18 protein-coding genes and 1 pseudogene are annotated in these 15,909 nt (G+C 71.7%); 6 read left to right on the top strand and 13 right to left on the bottom strand.

Annotation, left to right across the window (positions count from 1 at the left end; all coding sequences use genetic code 11):
* Nucleotides 1-608 precede the first annotated feature (608 nt).
* Entirely contained in the window at nucleotides 609-1,478 is an 870-nt protein-coding gene (locus FF36_RS32835; protein ID WP_236705861.1) for a class I SAM-dependent methyltransferase, read from the top strand.
* Here FF36_RS32835 and FF36_RS15310 read toward each other — a convergent pair.
* Nucleotides 1,447-2,043 carry a TetR/AcrR family transcriptional regulator gene (locus FF36_RS15310; RefSeq protein WP_044885732.1) on the bottom strand — a complete coding sequence of 199 codons (597 nt, stop codon included), beginning with the start codon at nucleotides 2,041-2,043 and terminating at the stop codon, nucleotides 1,447-1,449. The two genes, FF36_RS32835 and FF36_RS15310, sit on opposite strands and share 32 nt — an antisense overlap.
* Nucleotides 2,044-2,051: 8 nt before the next feature.
* Entirely contained in the window at nucleotides 2,052-2,678 is a 627-nt protein-coding gene (locus tag FF36_RS15305; protein WP_044885731.1) for a cysteine hydrolase family protein, read from the bottom strand.
* 276 nt (nucleotides 2,679-2,954) lie between these two features.
* Between FF36_RS15305 and FF36_RS15300 the strand changes: the two genes are divergently transcribed.
* Both FF36_RS15300 and FF36_RS15295 read left to right on the top strand, forming a co-directional pair.
* On the top strand, nucleotides 2,955-3,806 hold the full coding sequence (locus FF36_RS15300; RefSeq protein WP_044885730.1) for a DUF72 domain-containing protein: 852 nt from the start codon (nucleotides 2,955-2,957) through the stop codon (nucleotides 3,804-3,806).
* A gap of 182 nt (nucleotides 3,807-3,988) precedes the next feature.
* Entirely contained in the window at nucleotides 3,989-4,402 is a 414-nt protein-coding gene (locus FF36_RS15295; RefSeq protein ID WP_044885729.1) for a hypothetical protein, read from the top strand.
* A gap of 145 nt (nucleotides 4,403-4,547) precedes the next feature.
* Here the strand turns inward: FF36_RS15295 and FF36_RS15290 are convergent, their stop codons facing one another.
* Nucleotides 4,548-6,086: an acyl-CoA dehydrogenase family protein gene (locus FF36_RS15290; RefSeq protein WP_339325606.1), complete on the bottom strand. Its 1,539-nt coding sequence runs from the start codon at nucleotides 6,084-6,086 to the stop codon at nucleotides 4,548-4,550.
* 76 nt (nucleotides 6,087-6,162) lie between these two features.
* On the opposite strand from FF36_RS15290, the gene FF36_RS15285 reads away from it, so the two are divergent.
* Nucleotides 6,163-7,980, top strand: a complete 1,818-nt coding sequence (locus tag FF36_RS15285) for a DEAD/DEAH box helicase (protein WP_110431454.1) — start codon at nucleotides 6,163-6,165, stop codon at nucleotides 7,978-7,980.
* 81 nt (nucleotides 7,981-8,061) lie between these two features.
* Here the strand turns inward: FF36_RS15285 and FF36_RS15280 are convergent, their stop codons facing one another.
* From FF36_RS15280 to FF36_RS15230, 10 genes are all read right to left on the bottom strand, one after another.
* The gene (locus FF36_RS15280) at nucleotides 8,062-9,192 is read right to left on the bottom strand and encodes a thiolase family protein (RefSeq protein WP_044885728.1); all 1,131 of its coding nucleotides are present in this window, start codon (nucleotides 9,190-9,192) and stop codon (nucleotides 8,062-8,064) included.
* Nucleotides 9,189-9,632, bottom strand: a complete 444-nt coding sequence (locus tag FF36_RS15275; protein ID WP_044885727.1) for a Zn-ribbon domain-containing OB-fold protein — start codon at nucleotides 9,630-9,632, stop codon at nucleotides 9,189-9,191. The genes FF36_RS15280 and FF36_RS15275 overlap by 4 nt, the downstream gene beginning before the upstream one ends.
* Nucleotides 9,633-9,882: 250 nt before the next feature.
* Complete coding sequence (locus FF36_RS35960) at nucleotides 9,883-10,035, bottom strand: PIN domain-containing protein (RefSeq protein ID WP_199865399.1); 153 nt, start codon at nucleotides 10,033-10,035, stop codon at nucleotides 9,883-9,885.
* Nucleotides 10,036-10,285: 250 nt separating this feature from the next.
* A complete protein-coding gene (locus FF36_RS15260) occupies nucleotides 10,286-10,531 on the bottom strand; it encodes an AbrB/MazE/SpoVT family DNA-binding domain-containing protein (RefSeq protein ID WP_044885725.1) in 246 nt (81 codons plus the stop codon).
* A gap of 114 nt (nucleotides 10,532-10,645) precedes the next feature.
* Nucleotides 10,646-10,990, bottom strand: coding sequence for a VOC family protein (locus FF36_RS15255; protein ID WP_044885724.1), 345 nt, complete (start codon nucleotides 10,988-10,990; stop codon nucleotides 10,646-10,648).
* Between the two features lies 1 nt (nucleotide 10,991).
* Nucleotides 10,992-11,198 carry a ribbon-helix-helix domain-containing protein gene (locus FF36_RS15250; protein WP_044885723.1) on the bottom strand — a complete coding sequence of 69 codons (207 nt, stop codon included), beginning with the start codon at nucleotides 11,196-11,198 and terminating at the stop codon, nucleotides 10,992-10,994.
* Between the two features lie 62 nt (nucleotides 11,199-11,260).
* Nucleotides 11,261-12,049 (bottom strand): TetR/AcrR family transcriptional regulator, encoded by a 789-nt coding sequence (locus tag FF36_RS15245; RefSeq protein WP_044885722.1) that lies wholly within the window; start codon nucleotides 12,047-12,049, stop codon nucleotides 11,261-11,263.
* Between the two features lie 142 nt (nucleotides 12,050-12,191).
* On the bottom strand, nucleotides 12,192-13,307 hold the full coding sequence (locus FF36_RS15240; RefSeq protein WP_236705859.1) for a hypothetical protein: 1,116 nt from the start codon (nucleotides 13,305-13,307) through the stop codon (nucleotides 12,192-12,194).
* Nucleotides 13,304-14,179, bottom strand: coding sequence for a UGSC family (seleno)protein (locus FF36_RS32825; protein WP_052681140.1), 876 nt, complete (start codon nucleotides 14,177-14,179; stop codon nucleotides 13,304-13,306). The genes FF36_RS15240 and FF36_RS32825 overlap by 4 nt, the downstream gene beginning before the upstream one ends.
* Before the next feature lie 158 nt (nucleotides 14,180-14,337).
* Nucleotides 14,338-15,060 carry a TetR family transcriptional regulator gene (locus FF36_RS15230; RefSeq protein ID WP_242422529.1) on the bottom strand — a complete coding sequence of 241 codons (723 nt, stop codon included), beginning with the start codon at nucleotides 15,058-15,060 and terminating at the stop codon, nucleotides 14,338-14,340.
* 94 nt (nucleotides 15,061-15,154) lie between these two features.
* Between FF36_RS15230 and FF36_RS41470 the strand changes: the two are divergent.
* Both FF36_RS41470 and FF36_RS15225 read left to right on the top strand, forming a co-directional pair.
* Nucleotides 15,155-15,253, top strand: a pseudogene (locus FF36_RS41470) (hypothetical protein); the annotation flags it as partial.
* Between the two features lies 1 nt (nucleotide 15,254).
* The coding region (locus FF36_RS15225) for a nitroreductase family protein (RefSeq protein WP_277912941.1) at nucleotides 15,255-15,805 on the top strand (551 nt) is incomplete at its 5' end.
* Nucleotides 15,806-15,909: the final 104 nt, after the last annotated feature.

Genomic DNA, 15,909 nt, shown 5'->3' with positions numbered 1-15,909 from the left:
TCAGCTCGCCCACCCACTCACCCTGCATGATCACAACACTGGCGTCGACCACCACACCAGAACCCGGACCCGCAAGATTTTCAGTGGTCTCCTAGAGACCCACTCCCGCGTGGACGGGAACGGTGACGTCATGCCCGTGAGGGTCGGGGTTGCGAAGTCGGTGATGGCTTCCCTTGACGCGCACCGGTCTCCTGGTATAGCCGCGCGATCGCCCACTCGATGGGTCCGGTCGGTATCCGCGACCACAGGAAGGCGCTGGCGTGGCGTCGACTCAGGGTGGTAGGCGGTAGCTGTGGTCATTCCTCGCACCGCGATAGCCGTTCGGCACGTCCCGTTCGAGGATCTCGGCATCCTCGAACCCCTGCTGTCCGAACGCGGCTACCGCGTGCGGTACCTCGACGCGGGCGACAGCGACGCGGGCGACAGCGACGACACGTCCGTCGGCGCGGTGGACGCCGCGCTCGCGGACGCGGACCTGGTGCGCGGCTGGCCGCGCGTGCCCGCCTGGTGTTCCACGCGTGGCTCGACCAGCTCGACGCGTCGCGATGAGCCGGGGCGGGCCGCCCGGTTCGCCATCATGGGCTATGTGGGGCGCCGGAGAAGCCGCGGTGTCGGCGGAGGGGCGGGCGATGGCCGGGGAGCAGGCCCGTCGGTGGGAGACGGTGCTGCGCACGATCGTCGGGATGCTGCCGGCCGGCGGGGTGCGGGTGCTGGTCGACGGTGCCGACGACGGAGGCATGACCGGGCTCGTCGCCGGCTGGATCGCCGACGAGGTGCGGGCGACGGGTCGGGACTGCGATCGGCTCGTGGGCGCCGCGTCGATGGGTGAGGACGGTGGGGTGGCGGTCACTGATGCTGCGTCGTGGCGGGCGGACGCGCCGGCGGGTGGGTGGGATGTCGTCGTCCGGCTGCGCAGCAGGCGGGTCCGCGGCGACGACGGTGGGCGTCGCGCCGACGTCGTCGTGGATGTGGATGACCCGGCCTGGCCGGTGATCCGTCGGGTCGCGGACCGGCTGGCGGGCGACGGCGGCTGGCACGTCCGGGAGAGCCAGGCGTTCTTCGGCGTGCGCGCCGCGACGTGGGACACGAAGTTCGGCGACGACCTGCCCGCCTACGCTGCCGCCGTCCGCGAGATCGGTCTTCGTCCCGGGGCGGTGGTCCTCGACGCCGGGTGCGGCACCGGACGCGCGCTGCCGGCGTTGCGGGACGCCGTCGGTCCCACCGGCAGGGTGCTCGGCCTGGACGTGACTCCGGAGATGCTCGCCGCTGTCCGCCGCCCGGCTCGGACCGATGCTCGCCGCCTCCGGCTGGCGGCTGGACAGCCACGACGACCCACCGCACCGTTTCCTGGCTCTCGCGACCCGTCAGGTGGTCGTGGCGGCGCCGCGGCGGGCGTTGTAGAAGACGACGTCGTCGCGGCGGTCGCGAGACGGCCGACGGTGACGGTCAGGCTGGTCGCTCCCCCGCCTGCCCGGTGAGATGGCCTCGAACCGTGTCGAGGAATTCCTGCGACAGCTCGCTGCTGTTGACCGCTCGAGCGATCAGCATCGCGCCCACCATGGTGCTGAGGGTCGTGACGGCTCGTTGCCGGGCGGCCGGATCAGCGGTGCCGCCGACTCCGCCGACGGGTTCGCCGATGAGCTCGCCGATGAGCTCGAGATAGAGCTCCACCTGGTGGGTATACGCGGCGCGAGCCCGCTCGCCGCTCCTCGCCACGTCGCCGCCCACCGCGACCACCGCGCAGCCGGTTGCCGGGGAGTCACGGTGGGCCTCGGTCAGGTACTGGTTGATCAGGCCGGTGAACCCGTTCTCGGCGGCCGCCGCCATGCCGTGCTCGAACTGCGTTCTCATGTGCTCCACCGCCTCGGCGACGAGGTCCTCGCGGGAGCGGAAATGACGGTAGAAGCCGCCGTGCGTCAGCCCGGCCTCCTGCATGAGTTCGGCCACCGCGGGGCCGTCGAGCCCCGCCTCGCGGAACCGGGCCGCGGCGACGCGGACGACCCGGTCGTGGCTCGCCGCCTTGTCCTGCTGGGAATGTCCCATGGGTCCGCCTATCCGGTGGGCAGTGCGGGGAGGAGTTCTCTCGTCGACACGATGGAGTGGGCGTAGGTGGGGCCGTTGATGTCGTGCGCGGCGTGCATCGCCTCCGCGCTGCCGGCCGCGGTCGCGTCCTTGACCAGCGTCACGTGGTAGCCCAGTTCCGCACCGAACCGGCCCGTCGACTCCACGCAGGTGTGCGCCACCAGACCCACCAGGATGATCTTCTCGATTCCGTGCTGCTTGAGCTGGAAGTCCAGGTCGGTGTTGGCGAAGCCGCCGGAAACCCAGTGTTCGTGCACGACGACGTCGCCCGGCCTCGGGCCGAACTCGGGGTACCACTGCGCCCCCCAGCTTCCCGCCGCGAGCATCGCGCCGCTCTGGATCGCCCGCTGTCCCGACGTGAGGTGCTTCCAGTTGTCGAAGTCGCCGGGCTGCCGCCGCCGGTGCGGCGCCACGAAGACCTGAATGCGCGCGGCCCGCACCGCGGCCAGCACCTCGGCCAGATGCCGGTGCAGGTCGACGGCGCCGGCGATCTCCCGCACCACCTGCCAGATCTTGCCCCCCTCGGCGAGGAACTCGTTGTACGGATCGATCAACACCAGCCCGGTCCGGGCACGGTCGTATTCGACGTTGGTCACTGCCCCACGCCTTCCGCATCTCGTGGCGAGGCCCCACGCTCCGACCACTCGCCACTTGGTGGATGACCACGATCATCCAGAACAGGATGATAATCATCATCCAGAATGTCAAAACGGTGGCGCGGCGTTCTGGGCAAGCCGGGGCGGACGCGACGCCGGAATACAGTGCAGACGGGTCAGTCGCAGACGGGTCAGTCGCAGGCGAGGCGGTCGGAACCTGGCGAGCGCGCTCGGGCCCGTCCGCCACGGGTACGGGTGAGGCACGAAGGGGGGACCATGCGACTGCAGGTGGGATGCGCGATGTGGACGCACAAGTCGTGGCAGGGGCGATTCCTCCCGCATCCGCTTGCGCCGCACGAACGCCTGCGGCACTACGCCGGCTGGTGCAACGCGGTCGAAGGGAACACCACCTTCTATGCGACTCCGACCCGGGACACCGTGGCCTCGTGGGCGCAGCAGACCGATGCCGACTTCCGCTTCGTGCTCAAGCTGCCGAAGGTCATCACGCACGAACGCCGACTCACCGACGTCGACGAGGCCCTGCACGCCTTCCTGGCGGCGATCGAGCCACTCGGCCCGCGGGCCCATGCGGTCTGGATTCAGCTACCGGGATCGTTCGCGCCCGCCGACGTCCCCGCGCTCGCCCGCTTCCTGGGCCGGCTTCCCCGGTCCCACCGGTACGCCGTCGAGGTCCGCCACCGGGCGTTCTTCGACGATCCCCGGGCGATGCGCACGCTGGAGGCGGCACTCGCCGTCGCGGCCGCCGAATGGATTCCCTTCGACACCACCGCCCTCTTCCGCAGCCCGCCGACCAGCGATGCCGAACGGGACGCCTGGACCAAGAAGCCGCGCGTGCCGCTGCGATCGGTCGCGCTGACCGACCGGCCGATCGTCCGCTACCTCGGCCGCGACGATTCCGCCCGGACGGTCGAAGGCTGGCAGCGTTGGGTCGACGTCGTGGTCGACTGGCTGCGCGAGGGCCGCTCCCCCACCGTCTTCATCCACACCCCGGACAACGCCGACGCCCCGGAACTCGCCCGCCGCTTCCACGACGAGGTACGGGCACGCGTGCCCGCGTTGGCGCCCCTGCCGCAGCCGATACCGACCGCGCCCGCGACCCTCTTCTGACGCGAGCCACCTCCACGGTCGCACGACGCCATTGTTGCCCGGCCATGAAATACCGCGGCCGGACTGCTGCCACCAGCCCTCGACATTCCCTTTTTCCGCGGACGAGGCCCGATTCTCCGTGCAACGATGCTGATACCAGGTCTGCCGACCAGCAGCAGCCGACCAGCGTGGGGGATGTTCACATGAGTGGTGTCACGAATCTGACCGTACTCGTCGACGACGAGCCGACACCGGATGGCTGGATCAAGATAGGCAAGGATCTCAACGCCGGCGCTGGGGGCGCCTACCTCTATTTCGCCTACGAGCAGGGTTCCGGTGCACCTATCACAAACATCATCTTCCTGCTGAGCAAGGACGAGTCGGCGCCGCCGAGCTATCACCGCATCGATGTCGACCTGAACAAGGGCGCCGGCGGCGCCTACATCTACACCGCCTTCACCCGCGAAGCCCACCTGGGCAGCCCGATCGAGGATCTGGATGTCATTCTCGGCGACAACAGCGGGATCCAGCCGCAGGCGCCGTGGCGACGCATCGATGTCGACCTGAACAAGGGCGCCGGCGGCAAGTACGTCTACCTGGTGTACCGGAACGCCTGAGGATTCACCTCGCCGAGCACTGCGCGAAAGTCCGCGGGCCGCTCGAGGCGGACACGCGGCCGTCGGCCCCGACCCGGGCGCGGCCGTGTGCGTGCGACGCCCCTCCCAGCTTGTGGGAAACGAGCGGGAGGGGTCGCCGCGGGGCTCAGAGGCCGAGGCTGCGCCCGATGATCTCCTTCATGATCTCGTTGGTGCCGGCCCAGATCTTCGTGACCCGGCCGTCCATCCAGGCCTGCGCGGCGCGGTATTCGGTCATGTAGCCGTATCCGCCGTGAAGCTGCACGCAGGCGTCCAGGACGGCATTCTGGACTTCGGAGGACCACCATTTCGCCTTCGCCGCGTCGACGGCGGACAGCTGTCCACGACTGTGGGCCGCGACGCACGAGTCGACGAAAGCCCGGGTAACATCGATCTTCGTGACAAGCTCCGCCAACAGAAACTTGTTGTGCTGAAAGCTGCCGATGGCGGCGCCGAACGCCTTGCGCTCGGCAACGTACTCGAGCGTCTCGCCGAGGATCTGGGTGGCATGGGCTATGCTGGAGACGGCGACGCTGATGCGCTCCTGCGGCAGCCGCTCCATCATGAGCGGGAATCCGCGGTTGACCTCGCCGATCACCGCGTCCCCCGGCACCCGCATATCGGTGAAGAAGAGCTCGGCCGTGTCGGATTCCGGCTGGCCGACCTTGTGTAGTTTGCGGCCCCGAGAGAACCCCGGGGTATCCGCCGTGACACCGAACAGCGTGATGCCGCGGGCGGCCTTCGCCCCCGGATCGGTCCGCGCGGCCAGCACCACGAAATCGGCGGAGTAGCCGTTGGTGATGAAGGTCTTCGATCCGTTGATGATCCAGTCCGAGCCGGCCGGGACCGCGGTCGTCCGCAACGCGGCCAGGTCGGAGCCGGCCGCCGGCTCCGTCATCCCGATCGCGGCGACCACCTCGCCCGAGCAGAACGCGGGCAGCCAGCGCTTCTTCTGCTCCTGCGTGGTCAGGTCCGCCAGATAGGGCGCGACGATGTCGGTGTGGACGCTGAACGACGACGCGACCCCGGCGCTGACCTTGGACAGCTCCTCGACCCAGACGGCGTTGAATCGGTAGTCGTGCACACCGCTGCCGCCATGCTCCTCGTCGACACCGAGGCCGAGGAAGCCCGCGCGGCCCGCCTCGTGCCACACGTCCCGGGTGATGACCCGATCCGCGATGAACTGGCTGTAGCCGGGACTGACGAACCGCTCGACGAACGCGCGCACCGACTCCCGGAACAGTTCATGATCATCCCCGTAGAGCGTGCGTTCCACGTCCGACCTCCTCACCTGTCCGGGCGCCGCCGGCCGCGGGCCCGCGCCGACGCGACGCCACCGGGAACCGAAGGCGATCTCCATCCGCGACAGTGATAGCTGACCAAGTAATACACCAGCACTACGCCTGCCGCAGGAGAGCGCCGCGGAACCGGGCGACGGATCCCAACCCCAGCCCCAGCTCCAGCTCCAGCTCCAGCTCCAGCTCCAGCGATCATGAGTGCGGGCAAGCCCTCCTTGATCGCAACCCGGGGCACGCGCCAGCCGCTCACAGGTTCCATTCCGGTGTTCGGTGACGGAGTGTGATGCCAGCCGGATGCGGCGGGCACTCGGTGGCGACGCCGCTGGTGGGGCGTTCCCCGGGCGGTCCGCAGCACCTGCGCGCGGCAAGCGACTACCTTCGGAGCAGACCTGCCGGCACCAGCGCGGATGCCCGGATCACACGAGTCGCGACTGGGGGATGCGCATGAGCTTGACCACCGACCCGGACCCGGATCCGGACCCGACGAGAGACGTAGGCCAGGCCAGGGACGTCGGCCCGGCACGAGACGTCGACCCGGCACGAGACGTCGACCCGGCAGGGGACGTCAAGCCGGCAGGGGACGTCAAGCCGGCTGACGACGTGGCCGGCTTCGCCGAGCTGGCGCTGCGGCCCGAGCTGCTGCGCAGCCTCGCCGCCCTCGGGTACGAGGAGCCGACGCCGATCCAGCGGGAGGCCGTTCCGCCCCTGCTCGCGGGCCGTGACCTGCTCGGCCAGGCGGCAACCGGCACCGGGAAGACGGCCGCGTTCGCGCTCCCCCTGTTGCACCGCCTGACGGATGACCGCACCGGCGACCGCGGCCCGCAGGCCCTTGTGCTGGTCCCGACCCGGGAGCTCGCCGTCCAGGTGTCCGAGGCGATCCACCGGTACGGTCGTGATCTCGGCGCCCGGGTCCTGCCGGTGTACGGCGGGGCTCCGATCGGCCGGCAGGTCCGCGCGCTGGTGCAGGGGATCGACGTCGTGGTCGCCACGCCCGGCCGCGCGCTCGATCACATGGGTCGCGGGACGCTCCGCCTCGACGGCCTGCACACCGTCGTCCTCGACGAGGCCGACGAGATGCTCGACATGGGCTTCGCCGAGGACATCGACACGATCCTGGAGCAGGCGCCGCAGGATCGCCAGACCGTGCTGTTCTCGGCGACGTTACCGCCTCGGATGGACCAGATCGCCCGCCGTCACCTGCGCGATCCGGTCCGCATCCAGATCGGCCGCGCGGCGCCGGAGCCAGGCGCGGCACCGCTCGTCCGGCAGGTCTCCTACGTCGTCCCCCGGGCATACAAGACGGCGGCGCTGGGCCGCATCCTCGACGTCGAGTCGCCCCGATCGGCGATCGTGTTCTGCCGCACCCGGGAGGAGGTCGACCAGCTCGCCGACTCGCTCAACGGGCGCGGCTACCGGGCGGAATCGCTGCACGGCGGGATGAGCCAGGAGCAGCGGGAGCGGGTGATGGAGCGCCTGCGCACGGCGACGGCCGACCTGCTCGTCGCGACCGACGTCGCCGCCCGCGGACTGGACTTCGAGCAGCTCACCCACGTGGTGAACTACAGCGTCCCGTCGGCGCCCGACTCCTACGTCCACCGGATCGGCCGGGTCGGGCGGGCCGGCCGCGAGGGGGTGGCCATCACCCTGGCGGAGCCGCGCGAGCACCGGATGCTCAAGACGATCGAGCGGGTCACCCGGCAGCGGATCGCCGTCGAGAAGGTGCCCACCGTCGCCGATCTGCACGCCCGGCGGCTGGAACTGACCCGTGCCGCGTTGCAGGAGAGCCTGCTCGAGGACGACCTGGAGCGGTTCCGCGTCGTCGTCGAGACGCTCACCGACGAGTTCGACCCCATCGAGATCGCGCTGGCCGCGGTGAAGCTCGCCCACGACGCCAGCTTCGTGCCGGACGACGCAGACGACATCCCCGACCTGCCGCCGGTGGCCGACGCGCGCGGCGAACGGGCAGGACGCGACGGCGCCGGCCGCCGGGAGCGGCGACCCCGACCGGCCAGCGGGGGCATGGCTCGGCTGTTCGTCGGTGCGGGCCGTGGCGCCGGCGTCCGGCCGCAGGACCTCGTCGGCGCGATCACCGGGGAGACCCGGTTGTCGGGCCGCGACATCGGCGCCATCGAGATCGCGCAGCGGTTCTCGCTCGTCGAGGTGCCCGACGGCGCGGCCGACGAGGTGATCGCCTCACTGCGGGGAAGCACCATCAAGGGTCGCCGGGTCGCCGTCCGCCGCGAGCGCCAGGACAGTCGCTAGCGCCCGCGGCGGGTGCGCGCGGGCCCGGCGGACCCGCCGCTTACCGGGTCGCGGTGAGCCGCTGACGACCCGGGGGGCCGCTTACGACCCGGTGAGCAGCATCGCGCCGGTGAAGGGGCCGACCGCGTTGGCCCACAGCGCGACCTCGGCGTCGGCGACCTGGCGTTCGCCCGACTGGCCGCCGCGCAGTTGCCGGGTGGCCTCGATGCAGAAGTTCGCGCCGTGGCGGCGGCCCACGTTGCACGCGCCGCCGTCGGTGTTCGTGGGCAGCGCGCCGGTGAGGCTCGTCCCGCCGCTGCTGACGAACGGACCGGCCTGCCCCGGCTCGCAGACCCCCAACGCCTCCAACCACTGCAGGGTGATGACGCTGAAACCGTCGTAGAGCTGGGCGCAGTCGAGGTCGGCGGCGGTCAGGTCGGTGTTGGACCACAGCTCCTGCAGGCAGTGCACCGGCGACGTCCGGACCATGTCGGGCAGCAGCTCGAAGGTCATGTCGTGGATCGCCGAGAGCGCGGTCGCCTCGACGAACACCGGCTTCTGGCGCAGGTCGCGGGCCCGCTGTTCGGTGGTGAAGATGACGGCCGCACCCGAGTCGCAGGGATAGTCGCAGTCGAGCAGCCGCAGCGGCTTGCTGATGTAGGGCGCGGCGAGGTAGTCCTCGGCCGTCAGCGGCTCCCGCAACAGCGCCTCGGGATTGTTCGCGGCGTAGCCGCGCTGGGTGACGGCGAAGTTCGCGAAGTCCTCCTCCGTCGCGTCGGACTCGTGCAGGTAGCGGTTGGTCAGCAGGCCCGCCCACTGCGCCGGCATCAGGTCGCCGAACGGGTGCTGGAACTGCGCGTCGAAGGCCATCCCGGTCCCGCCGGCCCACAGGTTGGCCCGGCTCGGCTGCTGCAGGATCACCCGCATGGCCACCACCACGTCGGCCTGGCCGCTGGCGACCGCGTGCGCGGCGTGGATGGCCGGGCTGATGAAGGCCGGCGAGATGCCGACGTCGAGGTGCCAGCGCAGCGGCGAGAAGCCGAGCATGTGCGCGAAGTCGATCGGGTTGCCACCCCAGGTGGTCAGCCCGTCGATGTCGGCGGATTCGAGACCGGCGTCCGCGAGGGCCGCCCGCGCCGCCTGGGCGGCGTGGTGGCGTTCGCTCAGCCCGGTGCGCCGCCCGGCGTCGGAGTAGCCGACGCCGACGATGGCGACCCGGCGCCCGCCCCTCACGCGAGGCTCCCCGCGGGCGCGAACACCGGGATCGTGAGGTCCGCGGAGAGGTCCTCGAAGGTGACCTCGACCGGCATCCCGAACCGGACGTCGGGCTCGGCGATCCCCACCAGGTTGGACAGCATCCGCAGGTCGGTCTGCTCCGCGAGCTCGATCGACGCGAGCAGGTAGGGGACTCGGTCGGCGAAGAACGGGTGGAACACCCGGCGCGTCTCGGTGAAGCTGTACACCGATCCCCGCCCGGACACCGGCTCGAACTCGAGGCGGAAGGAGCCGCAGCGCCGGCAGACCGGTCGCGGGAGGTGGATGAAAAGACCGCAGTCCTGGCAGCGCTGGAGCTCCAGCCTGCGCTCCCGCGCCGCGGCCCAGAACGGCGCGCTCAGCGCGTCGATCACCATTTCGGGGGGCGCGGGCCTCGCTAAGTCTGCCTGCTGCGTCATGCCGGCTTCGTCCTCTCGGGCTGGAACAGCCCATCCTCGGGCGCCGGGGGCGGCTCGGCCTGGGACCAGGAGACCACGGCAGCAACCGCCCCGTCCGCGCACCGACGACCGCCCACGCCGATCATGACCGACAACGGCGTCGTCCGGCACTTGCTCCCACCAGCACCGTAGTTCGACGCCTCGTCCCCGAGCAAGACGCGTCGTCCCGAGCAGGGGGTTGGCGCGGCGCGGACCTTCCGACGCACCGGCGTCAGAGCGCGAGCTGCTCCACGCTGGCCCCGACGGCCTCGTAGGTCACCGCGGCACGCTGATCAAGGCTCAGCAGGGTCGCGTCATGCTCGGTGGCGGTGAAGGCGATGAGGGCGTCGTAGGCCGGGCCGCCGAGGATCTGACTGGTCGCCAACCTGGCGAGAAGGTCCCGGTAGCCGGCGTCCGACAGGGGCAGGAACGGGCGGGAAACCGCTCGGCGAGGAACGCGTGCACCAGCGACGGCTGAGCCCGGTGCGGCGGAGGCAGTCGGGTCAGGACGGAGTAGGACTCAACCGCCGCATGAGCGATCAGGCGTGGCCGCCTCGCAAGAGCCTTGCGAGCGAGGTCGTGATGCTCGTGCCAGGTCGCAAAGGCCGCCACCACCACGCTGGAGTAGACCGCGTTCACCGCCGGGTCCGTTCCAGTGTCTCCCGGACCTGGTCGGCGGTCAGGACTGGCATGTCGGCGTCCGCCACGGCGACCACGCCGTCGCCGTCGTCGACGAGTCGCATCGGCGTGGGTGCCGGCACGATCTCCAACCGTCCGTCCCGTTCGGCAATCTCCAGAGGCTGGCCCGCCGTGAGGCCGAGCGCGTCGCGCAATACCTTCGGGATCACGACCCGCCCGGCAGCATCGATGGCAGTTCGCATACCAATAATCTACCATTCAGATCACACCGAGCAACCATCAGTCACTCGCTGTTCCTCGCAGCATCGCCTCCCTGTAGGGCGGCGGGAGGGGCGGCGGCGACGCGGGTTGTGGTGTCAGCCCCTGGTCGGGGCCTGGAGGCTCCAGGTGCGTCCGTCGGGGTCGCGGACGGTCATCTCGCGGGTGCCGTAGTGGGTCTCCTCGAACGGCGTGACCACCTCGACGGCGGGGTCGAGGCGGAACGCGTCCGCGTCGGCCACCGTCAGCACGGGCTGGATCCGGGGCACCTCGTCGGCGGGAACCTCGCGAAGGAAGACGTAGGGGCCGTCGCCGGCTCGCAGCAGCCCCGAGCCGTGGTCGGTCTCGAACTCCAGGGTGAACCCCAGCGACTGGAAGAACCTGGCCGCCCGGCCCCAGTTGTGGGTCTCCACGACCATGCCCTCGACGCCCTCGGTCGCCATGTCAGATCCCCTTCCCGGACGCCTGCCCGCGCTGGTCGCGGAGGGTGTCGTGGTCGCCGTGTGCGTCGAGGTCGTCGAGGTAGGTCCGCAGCGCGTCGGCGACCAGGGCCGACAGGGACAGCTCCGACTCGATGGCGCGATGCTTCACCCGCTTGATCAGCCCGATCGGCAGGTACACGTTGAACTGCTTGACGTCCTCATCCCCCACGGGCTCGATGCTAGCATTCTAGCCACGAGCTTCGCCACGGGTGCCGCGGCGCCGACGACGGCTCAGCGCTCGGCCACGTGGTATCTGCCGGCGATCCCGGTGGCGAGCAGCTCCAGGCCCAGCCGGAAACCCCGCTCGTCGACTCCCAGCACGCCGTCGATGTCGGCCAGCCGGCTGAGCTGGGGGTACTCGTCGGCCGGAAGCCGCCTGCCGGAGGCCGGCCCCGCGGCCGGCGCGCCGACCCCGCCGGCCGCGATGGCCCCGCCGGCCGCGGTGATGGTGGCAGTGGTGGCGGTAGCGGCGGTGGCCCGCGCCGCGTGCTCGAAGGCGACGAAGGAGCGGGTGTAGTTGAAGCAGACGTTGTAGACCGCGGCGGCGTCGGCCAGGGGCAGGCCGGCGCGCAGCAGCAGCCCGATGCCGGTGTCGAGCCGGCGGAGCTGGGCGGGGGTGAGGGCCGCGCGGATCACGAACGTGGGGGCGTAGAGCACCACCTCGCGGTACACCGGGAAGCTCTCCATCAGATCCCGGTAGGCGGTGAAGTAGGTGATGAGCTCGTCGCGCCAGGGGCCGCCCCCGGCGGGCGGCAACTGGCGGTGCAGGTCGGACATCACCTGGTCGGCCAGAGCCCCGAGCAGGTCGTCCTTGGTGTCGAAGTACCGGTAGACGCTCATCACGCCGCAGCCGAGCCGCCGGGCCAGCGCCGGCATGCTCAGCCGGGCGAGGCCGTCCTGCGCGGCGAGATCCCGCGCGGCCGCGAGGATCTCGCCACTGCTCAGCGAGCCGCGCGCCCGCCGGCGTCGCCCGACGGCCGACGACTGGGTGCCTTCGGCAGATTCACGCACGCCCGCCATTGTCGGGGCTCCACCCGTTGGCTGCGCTGTCGCGGCCCCGCCCGAAGCTGCCCTGTCACGGCCCCGCCCGAAGGCTGCGCCGCGCCCGACAGCCGCGCCCGACAGCCGCGTCGGGCGGGCGCGCTGCGGGCGGGGCCGGGCGTCACGGACGGACGGGCCGGGTCTGGGTGATCGTCGTGCCCCAGCTGTGCAGCGCGGCCCCGTGCAGGCCGCCGAGACCGCCCGCGACCATCACGAGGACGTCCTCGGGCCGGCGGGTGAGCGGGACCCGGCCGCGCGCGTCCACCCACCCGATGTCGGAGTACTGGCGCTGATGCTGGCGGGGGAACTCCGACAGCGGGATGGAGGCGTGCTCCCACAGGATGCGGCGCACGTCGTCAACGTCCGGGTACGCCTTGCCGACGAGCGCGGCCCAGACCGGGTTGAGCGCGATGACGACCTCGGCGAACGAGAGCTGGACGAGGTAGCCGTTGGCCCCGGGATGGGCCAGCGCGCGCCCGACGAACTCGAGCAGCACGTCGGCGTCGGTGGCCACCACCTCGCAGATGTTGGCCGTCCCCATCGTGCCGAACGCCGTCACCGCGTCGCCTGGCACACCGCGGCGCTCGGCGAGCGGCGCCCACGGCGAGCGTTCCTCCCACTCCCCGAAGACGATGCCGCTGACCCGGCCGGGCTGACCGAACGTGCTCTGCGAGGTGACGCCGACCCGCTGACCGGCGACGTTGCGCATGACCAACTGCAACGCCCGCCCGATCGACGCCGCCCGCCCGTCCGCTCCCCCGAGGCAACCGGCGCCGAACGGGATGCCCAGCGCATGCCGCTGCGCGCCGTTGACGATCAGGGCGGTCGTCACCGAGCCGGTCGTGGCGTTCAGGGCGTGCAGCTCGTAGCCGGGGTCGGCGACGGCCTCCACCGCGGCGCGCAGCAGCGGCAGCGCGGCCGCCGGCGCGCCGGCCATCACCGCGTTGACGGCGAGCTTCTCCGCGGTGACGGGGGCCCTCGACGGCGGCAGCGCGCCGATCACCTCGTCCGGCGGCGTCCCCCACTCGGCGAGGTAGCGCGCCACCCGCTCGGGCGTGGGCGGCACCAGCGGCAGCCCGTCGCTCCAGCCGCGTTCGCGCGCGAGGGCGTCGAAGGCCTCCTGGTCGGCGGGCACCTCGTGGACCACGCTCGCCAGCGCCGGGGGCGCGGACGTCGGGGTGCCCACGGTCGCCGTGCCCGCGGTGGTGGCGGTGCCCGCGGTGGTCACGGTGGTCATCGGACGACCGCCCCGATGGCGTCGAGCAGCGCCGGGAACGAGGAGCGGGCGTGCGCGCGCACCTGTTGCTCGGGCAGGGTGTTCAGCGACGAGGGCAGCTCGACCAGGCGCAGGCCCGGCCGGCCGTTGTCGGCGGCGAGGGTACGCGCGAGGCCGACGAAGTGCTCGGTGGCCGCGACGACCGTGGGCAGCCCGCGGTTGAGGGCGTTCAGGCCGTCCTTGACGCTCCATGAGGTACACGAACCGCAGTTCGCCAGGCCCGAGATCACGGCGTCGACCCCGCCGACGAAGGCGTCGTACTCCGCCTGCCTGCGCTCGCCCTCGGCGCCCTTGAGCCCCTGGGCACGCCGCCACGTCGTCACGATCGCGCCGGCCCGCTCCAGCTCGGCGATCCACTCGTCGACGGTCTGGTCCCACGCCTGCCACAGGACGTCGACCCGCACCCCGATGCGCCGGCCCCGCAGCGAGCCGAGATCCGGCCCCGGATCGGCGTCACCGGGCACGACGCCGCCGGTGGGGTCCAGCACGGTGATCGACGAAGGCCCCGGGCCGGCGGGCGCGACGCGGCCATCGCCGGCGACGCCGTCACCGGCGGGGACCGGCCGGCGGGAGTCGTCGATGCGCACCGCTGTGAGGCCGGGCAGGGCGCTGCGCAACCGGGTCTCGACCACCTGCCGTAACTGGTCGGGCGGCAGGGCGCAGTTGTCCCCGCAGTCCGCGTCGTCGAGGCGGAACGACAGGTCCACCGCGCCGGTGCGCTCGTCGACCGCGCTGAGCGCGAGCGTGCCGCCCTCGCTGCCCAGCAGCGCGGCGAGCTCGGCGACGGTCCGCGCAACCGTGGCGTGCCGCACACCCTGCACCAGGCCCGTCATGCCGCGACCCGATCGCGGGGCGGCCGGCGGCCGGCGGCCGGCGTCATTACCGATCCGTACATGGCGTCATCCCATCGTCGTCCGGGGAGTGGAGGCGATTAGCGTAAGCCTTACGCTAAGGGTCGTCCAGGGGCATCGGTCGACGGCGGCAGGCCGCGTCAGAGCCTGGGCGCGGAGGCAGAGGCGGGGGCAGAGGCAGAGGCGGGGGCAGAGGCAGAGGCGGGGGCAGAGGCGGGGACGCCCGGGCGCGCGGGGCGCAGGCCGTCGATGAAGAGGTCGAGCTCGGGGCCGAAGTCCGGCCGGCATTCGTCGGCGGCCATGACGGGCAGGATGAGCCGCAGGTGCGGTAGCTCCTCGCTGCGCGCCGCCGTGCGCGACCAGTCGTCGAGCAGGTCGGCCTGGTGCGTCTGCGCTCCGGCCGGGCTCGCCGTCTGGACCAGGACCGCGCCGAACAGCAGCCCGACCAGCGACCGGTAGCGGCGTACGGCGCTCGACCCGTCGAGCCCGGCGTCGAGAAGCGCCCCGAAGAACTCGTCGACGACGCGCAGCGCGCGGACCGAACGCGGGTCGGCCTGGCCCGCGACCACCGCTCGGGCCACGACCGGATGGGCCGCGAACGCCGCGAACGCGCTGTTGCCCAGCAACCGCAGCCGTTCGTCCCAGGCGAGTGCGGGATCGGGCAACGGGATCGACTCGTACACGCGCGCCGCGATGCCGTCGAGCAGGTCACGCTTGTTCGCGACGTGGTTGTACAGCGACATCGCCTCCACCCCGAGCTCGGCCGCGAGCCGGCGCATCGTCAGACCGGCCAGGCCACGCTCGTCGGCGAGCCGCAGCCCGGCGTCGAGAACCGTCCGCCGGCTCAGGGTCTGACGCGGCACGGATCGCCTCCGAAAACAGCTGGGCAGAGCAGGGGTCGGCGGGCGTGATATTACGATACTTACCTTGTAAGCTTACGGCATAAGTGTTGGTCCAGTGCCGGCTTCAACGCTGGCTTCAGTGGAGGATCCCGTGGACGCCGAGACCCTGCTCACCACCACCCGTTCGGTCCGCCGCAAGCTCGATCTGGACCGGNCGGTGGAACCCGAGGTCCTCACCGACTGCCTGCGTATCGCCCAGCAGGCCCCGGCCGCCGGCATGCTGCGCTCGAACCTGCGCTGGATCGTGGTTCGCGACCAGGCTCTGCGCGAGAAGATCGCAGCGCCGATCCGCGAGGTGGGCCGCGAATCCCAGGCGAAGTACGGGCACCTGGTCGACGCCCGGACGCTCGCCTCCGGGAAGCACCTGCTCGACACGCTGCACCGCGTCCCGGTGCTGGTCGTGCCGTGCATGCAGGGCCGCCCCGCCGGCGACAACGGGGAACTGTCCGCCTTCTACGGCTCGGTCTACCCGGCGATCTGGAGCTTCCAGCTCGCCCTGCGCGCCCGCGGCCTCGGCAGCACCATGGTCGGCTACCACCTGATCGGCCGCGAGCAGGAGGTTGCCGGCATTCTCGGCATTCCCGCCGACGTCACCCAGATCTCGATGCTGGCCGTCGCCTACACGACCACCGACACCTTCCACCCCGCTGTCTGGCCCCCGGTCGAGGACATCACCTACCACGACGGCTGGGGCCACCTGGCCTAGCCCGCGGGCCCGCGACCGAGAGTCGGCGCAGCGCAGAGAAGGCTCCGTCACAGGGGATGACGACTGTCCGCGACGTGTAACAATCGGTAGGTAGGGCACGCCGG

It is taken from the genome of Frankia torreyi (assembly GCF_000948395.1).
Classification (GTDB): domain Bacteria; phylum Actinomycetota; class Actinomycetes; order Frankiales; family Frankiaceae; genus Frankia; species Frankia torreyi.
The sequence above is the reverse complement of the archived record's forward strand: the minus strand, read 5'-3'. Positions and strand labels throughout refer to the sequence as shown.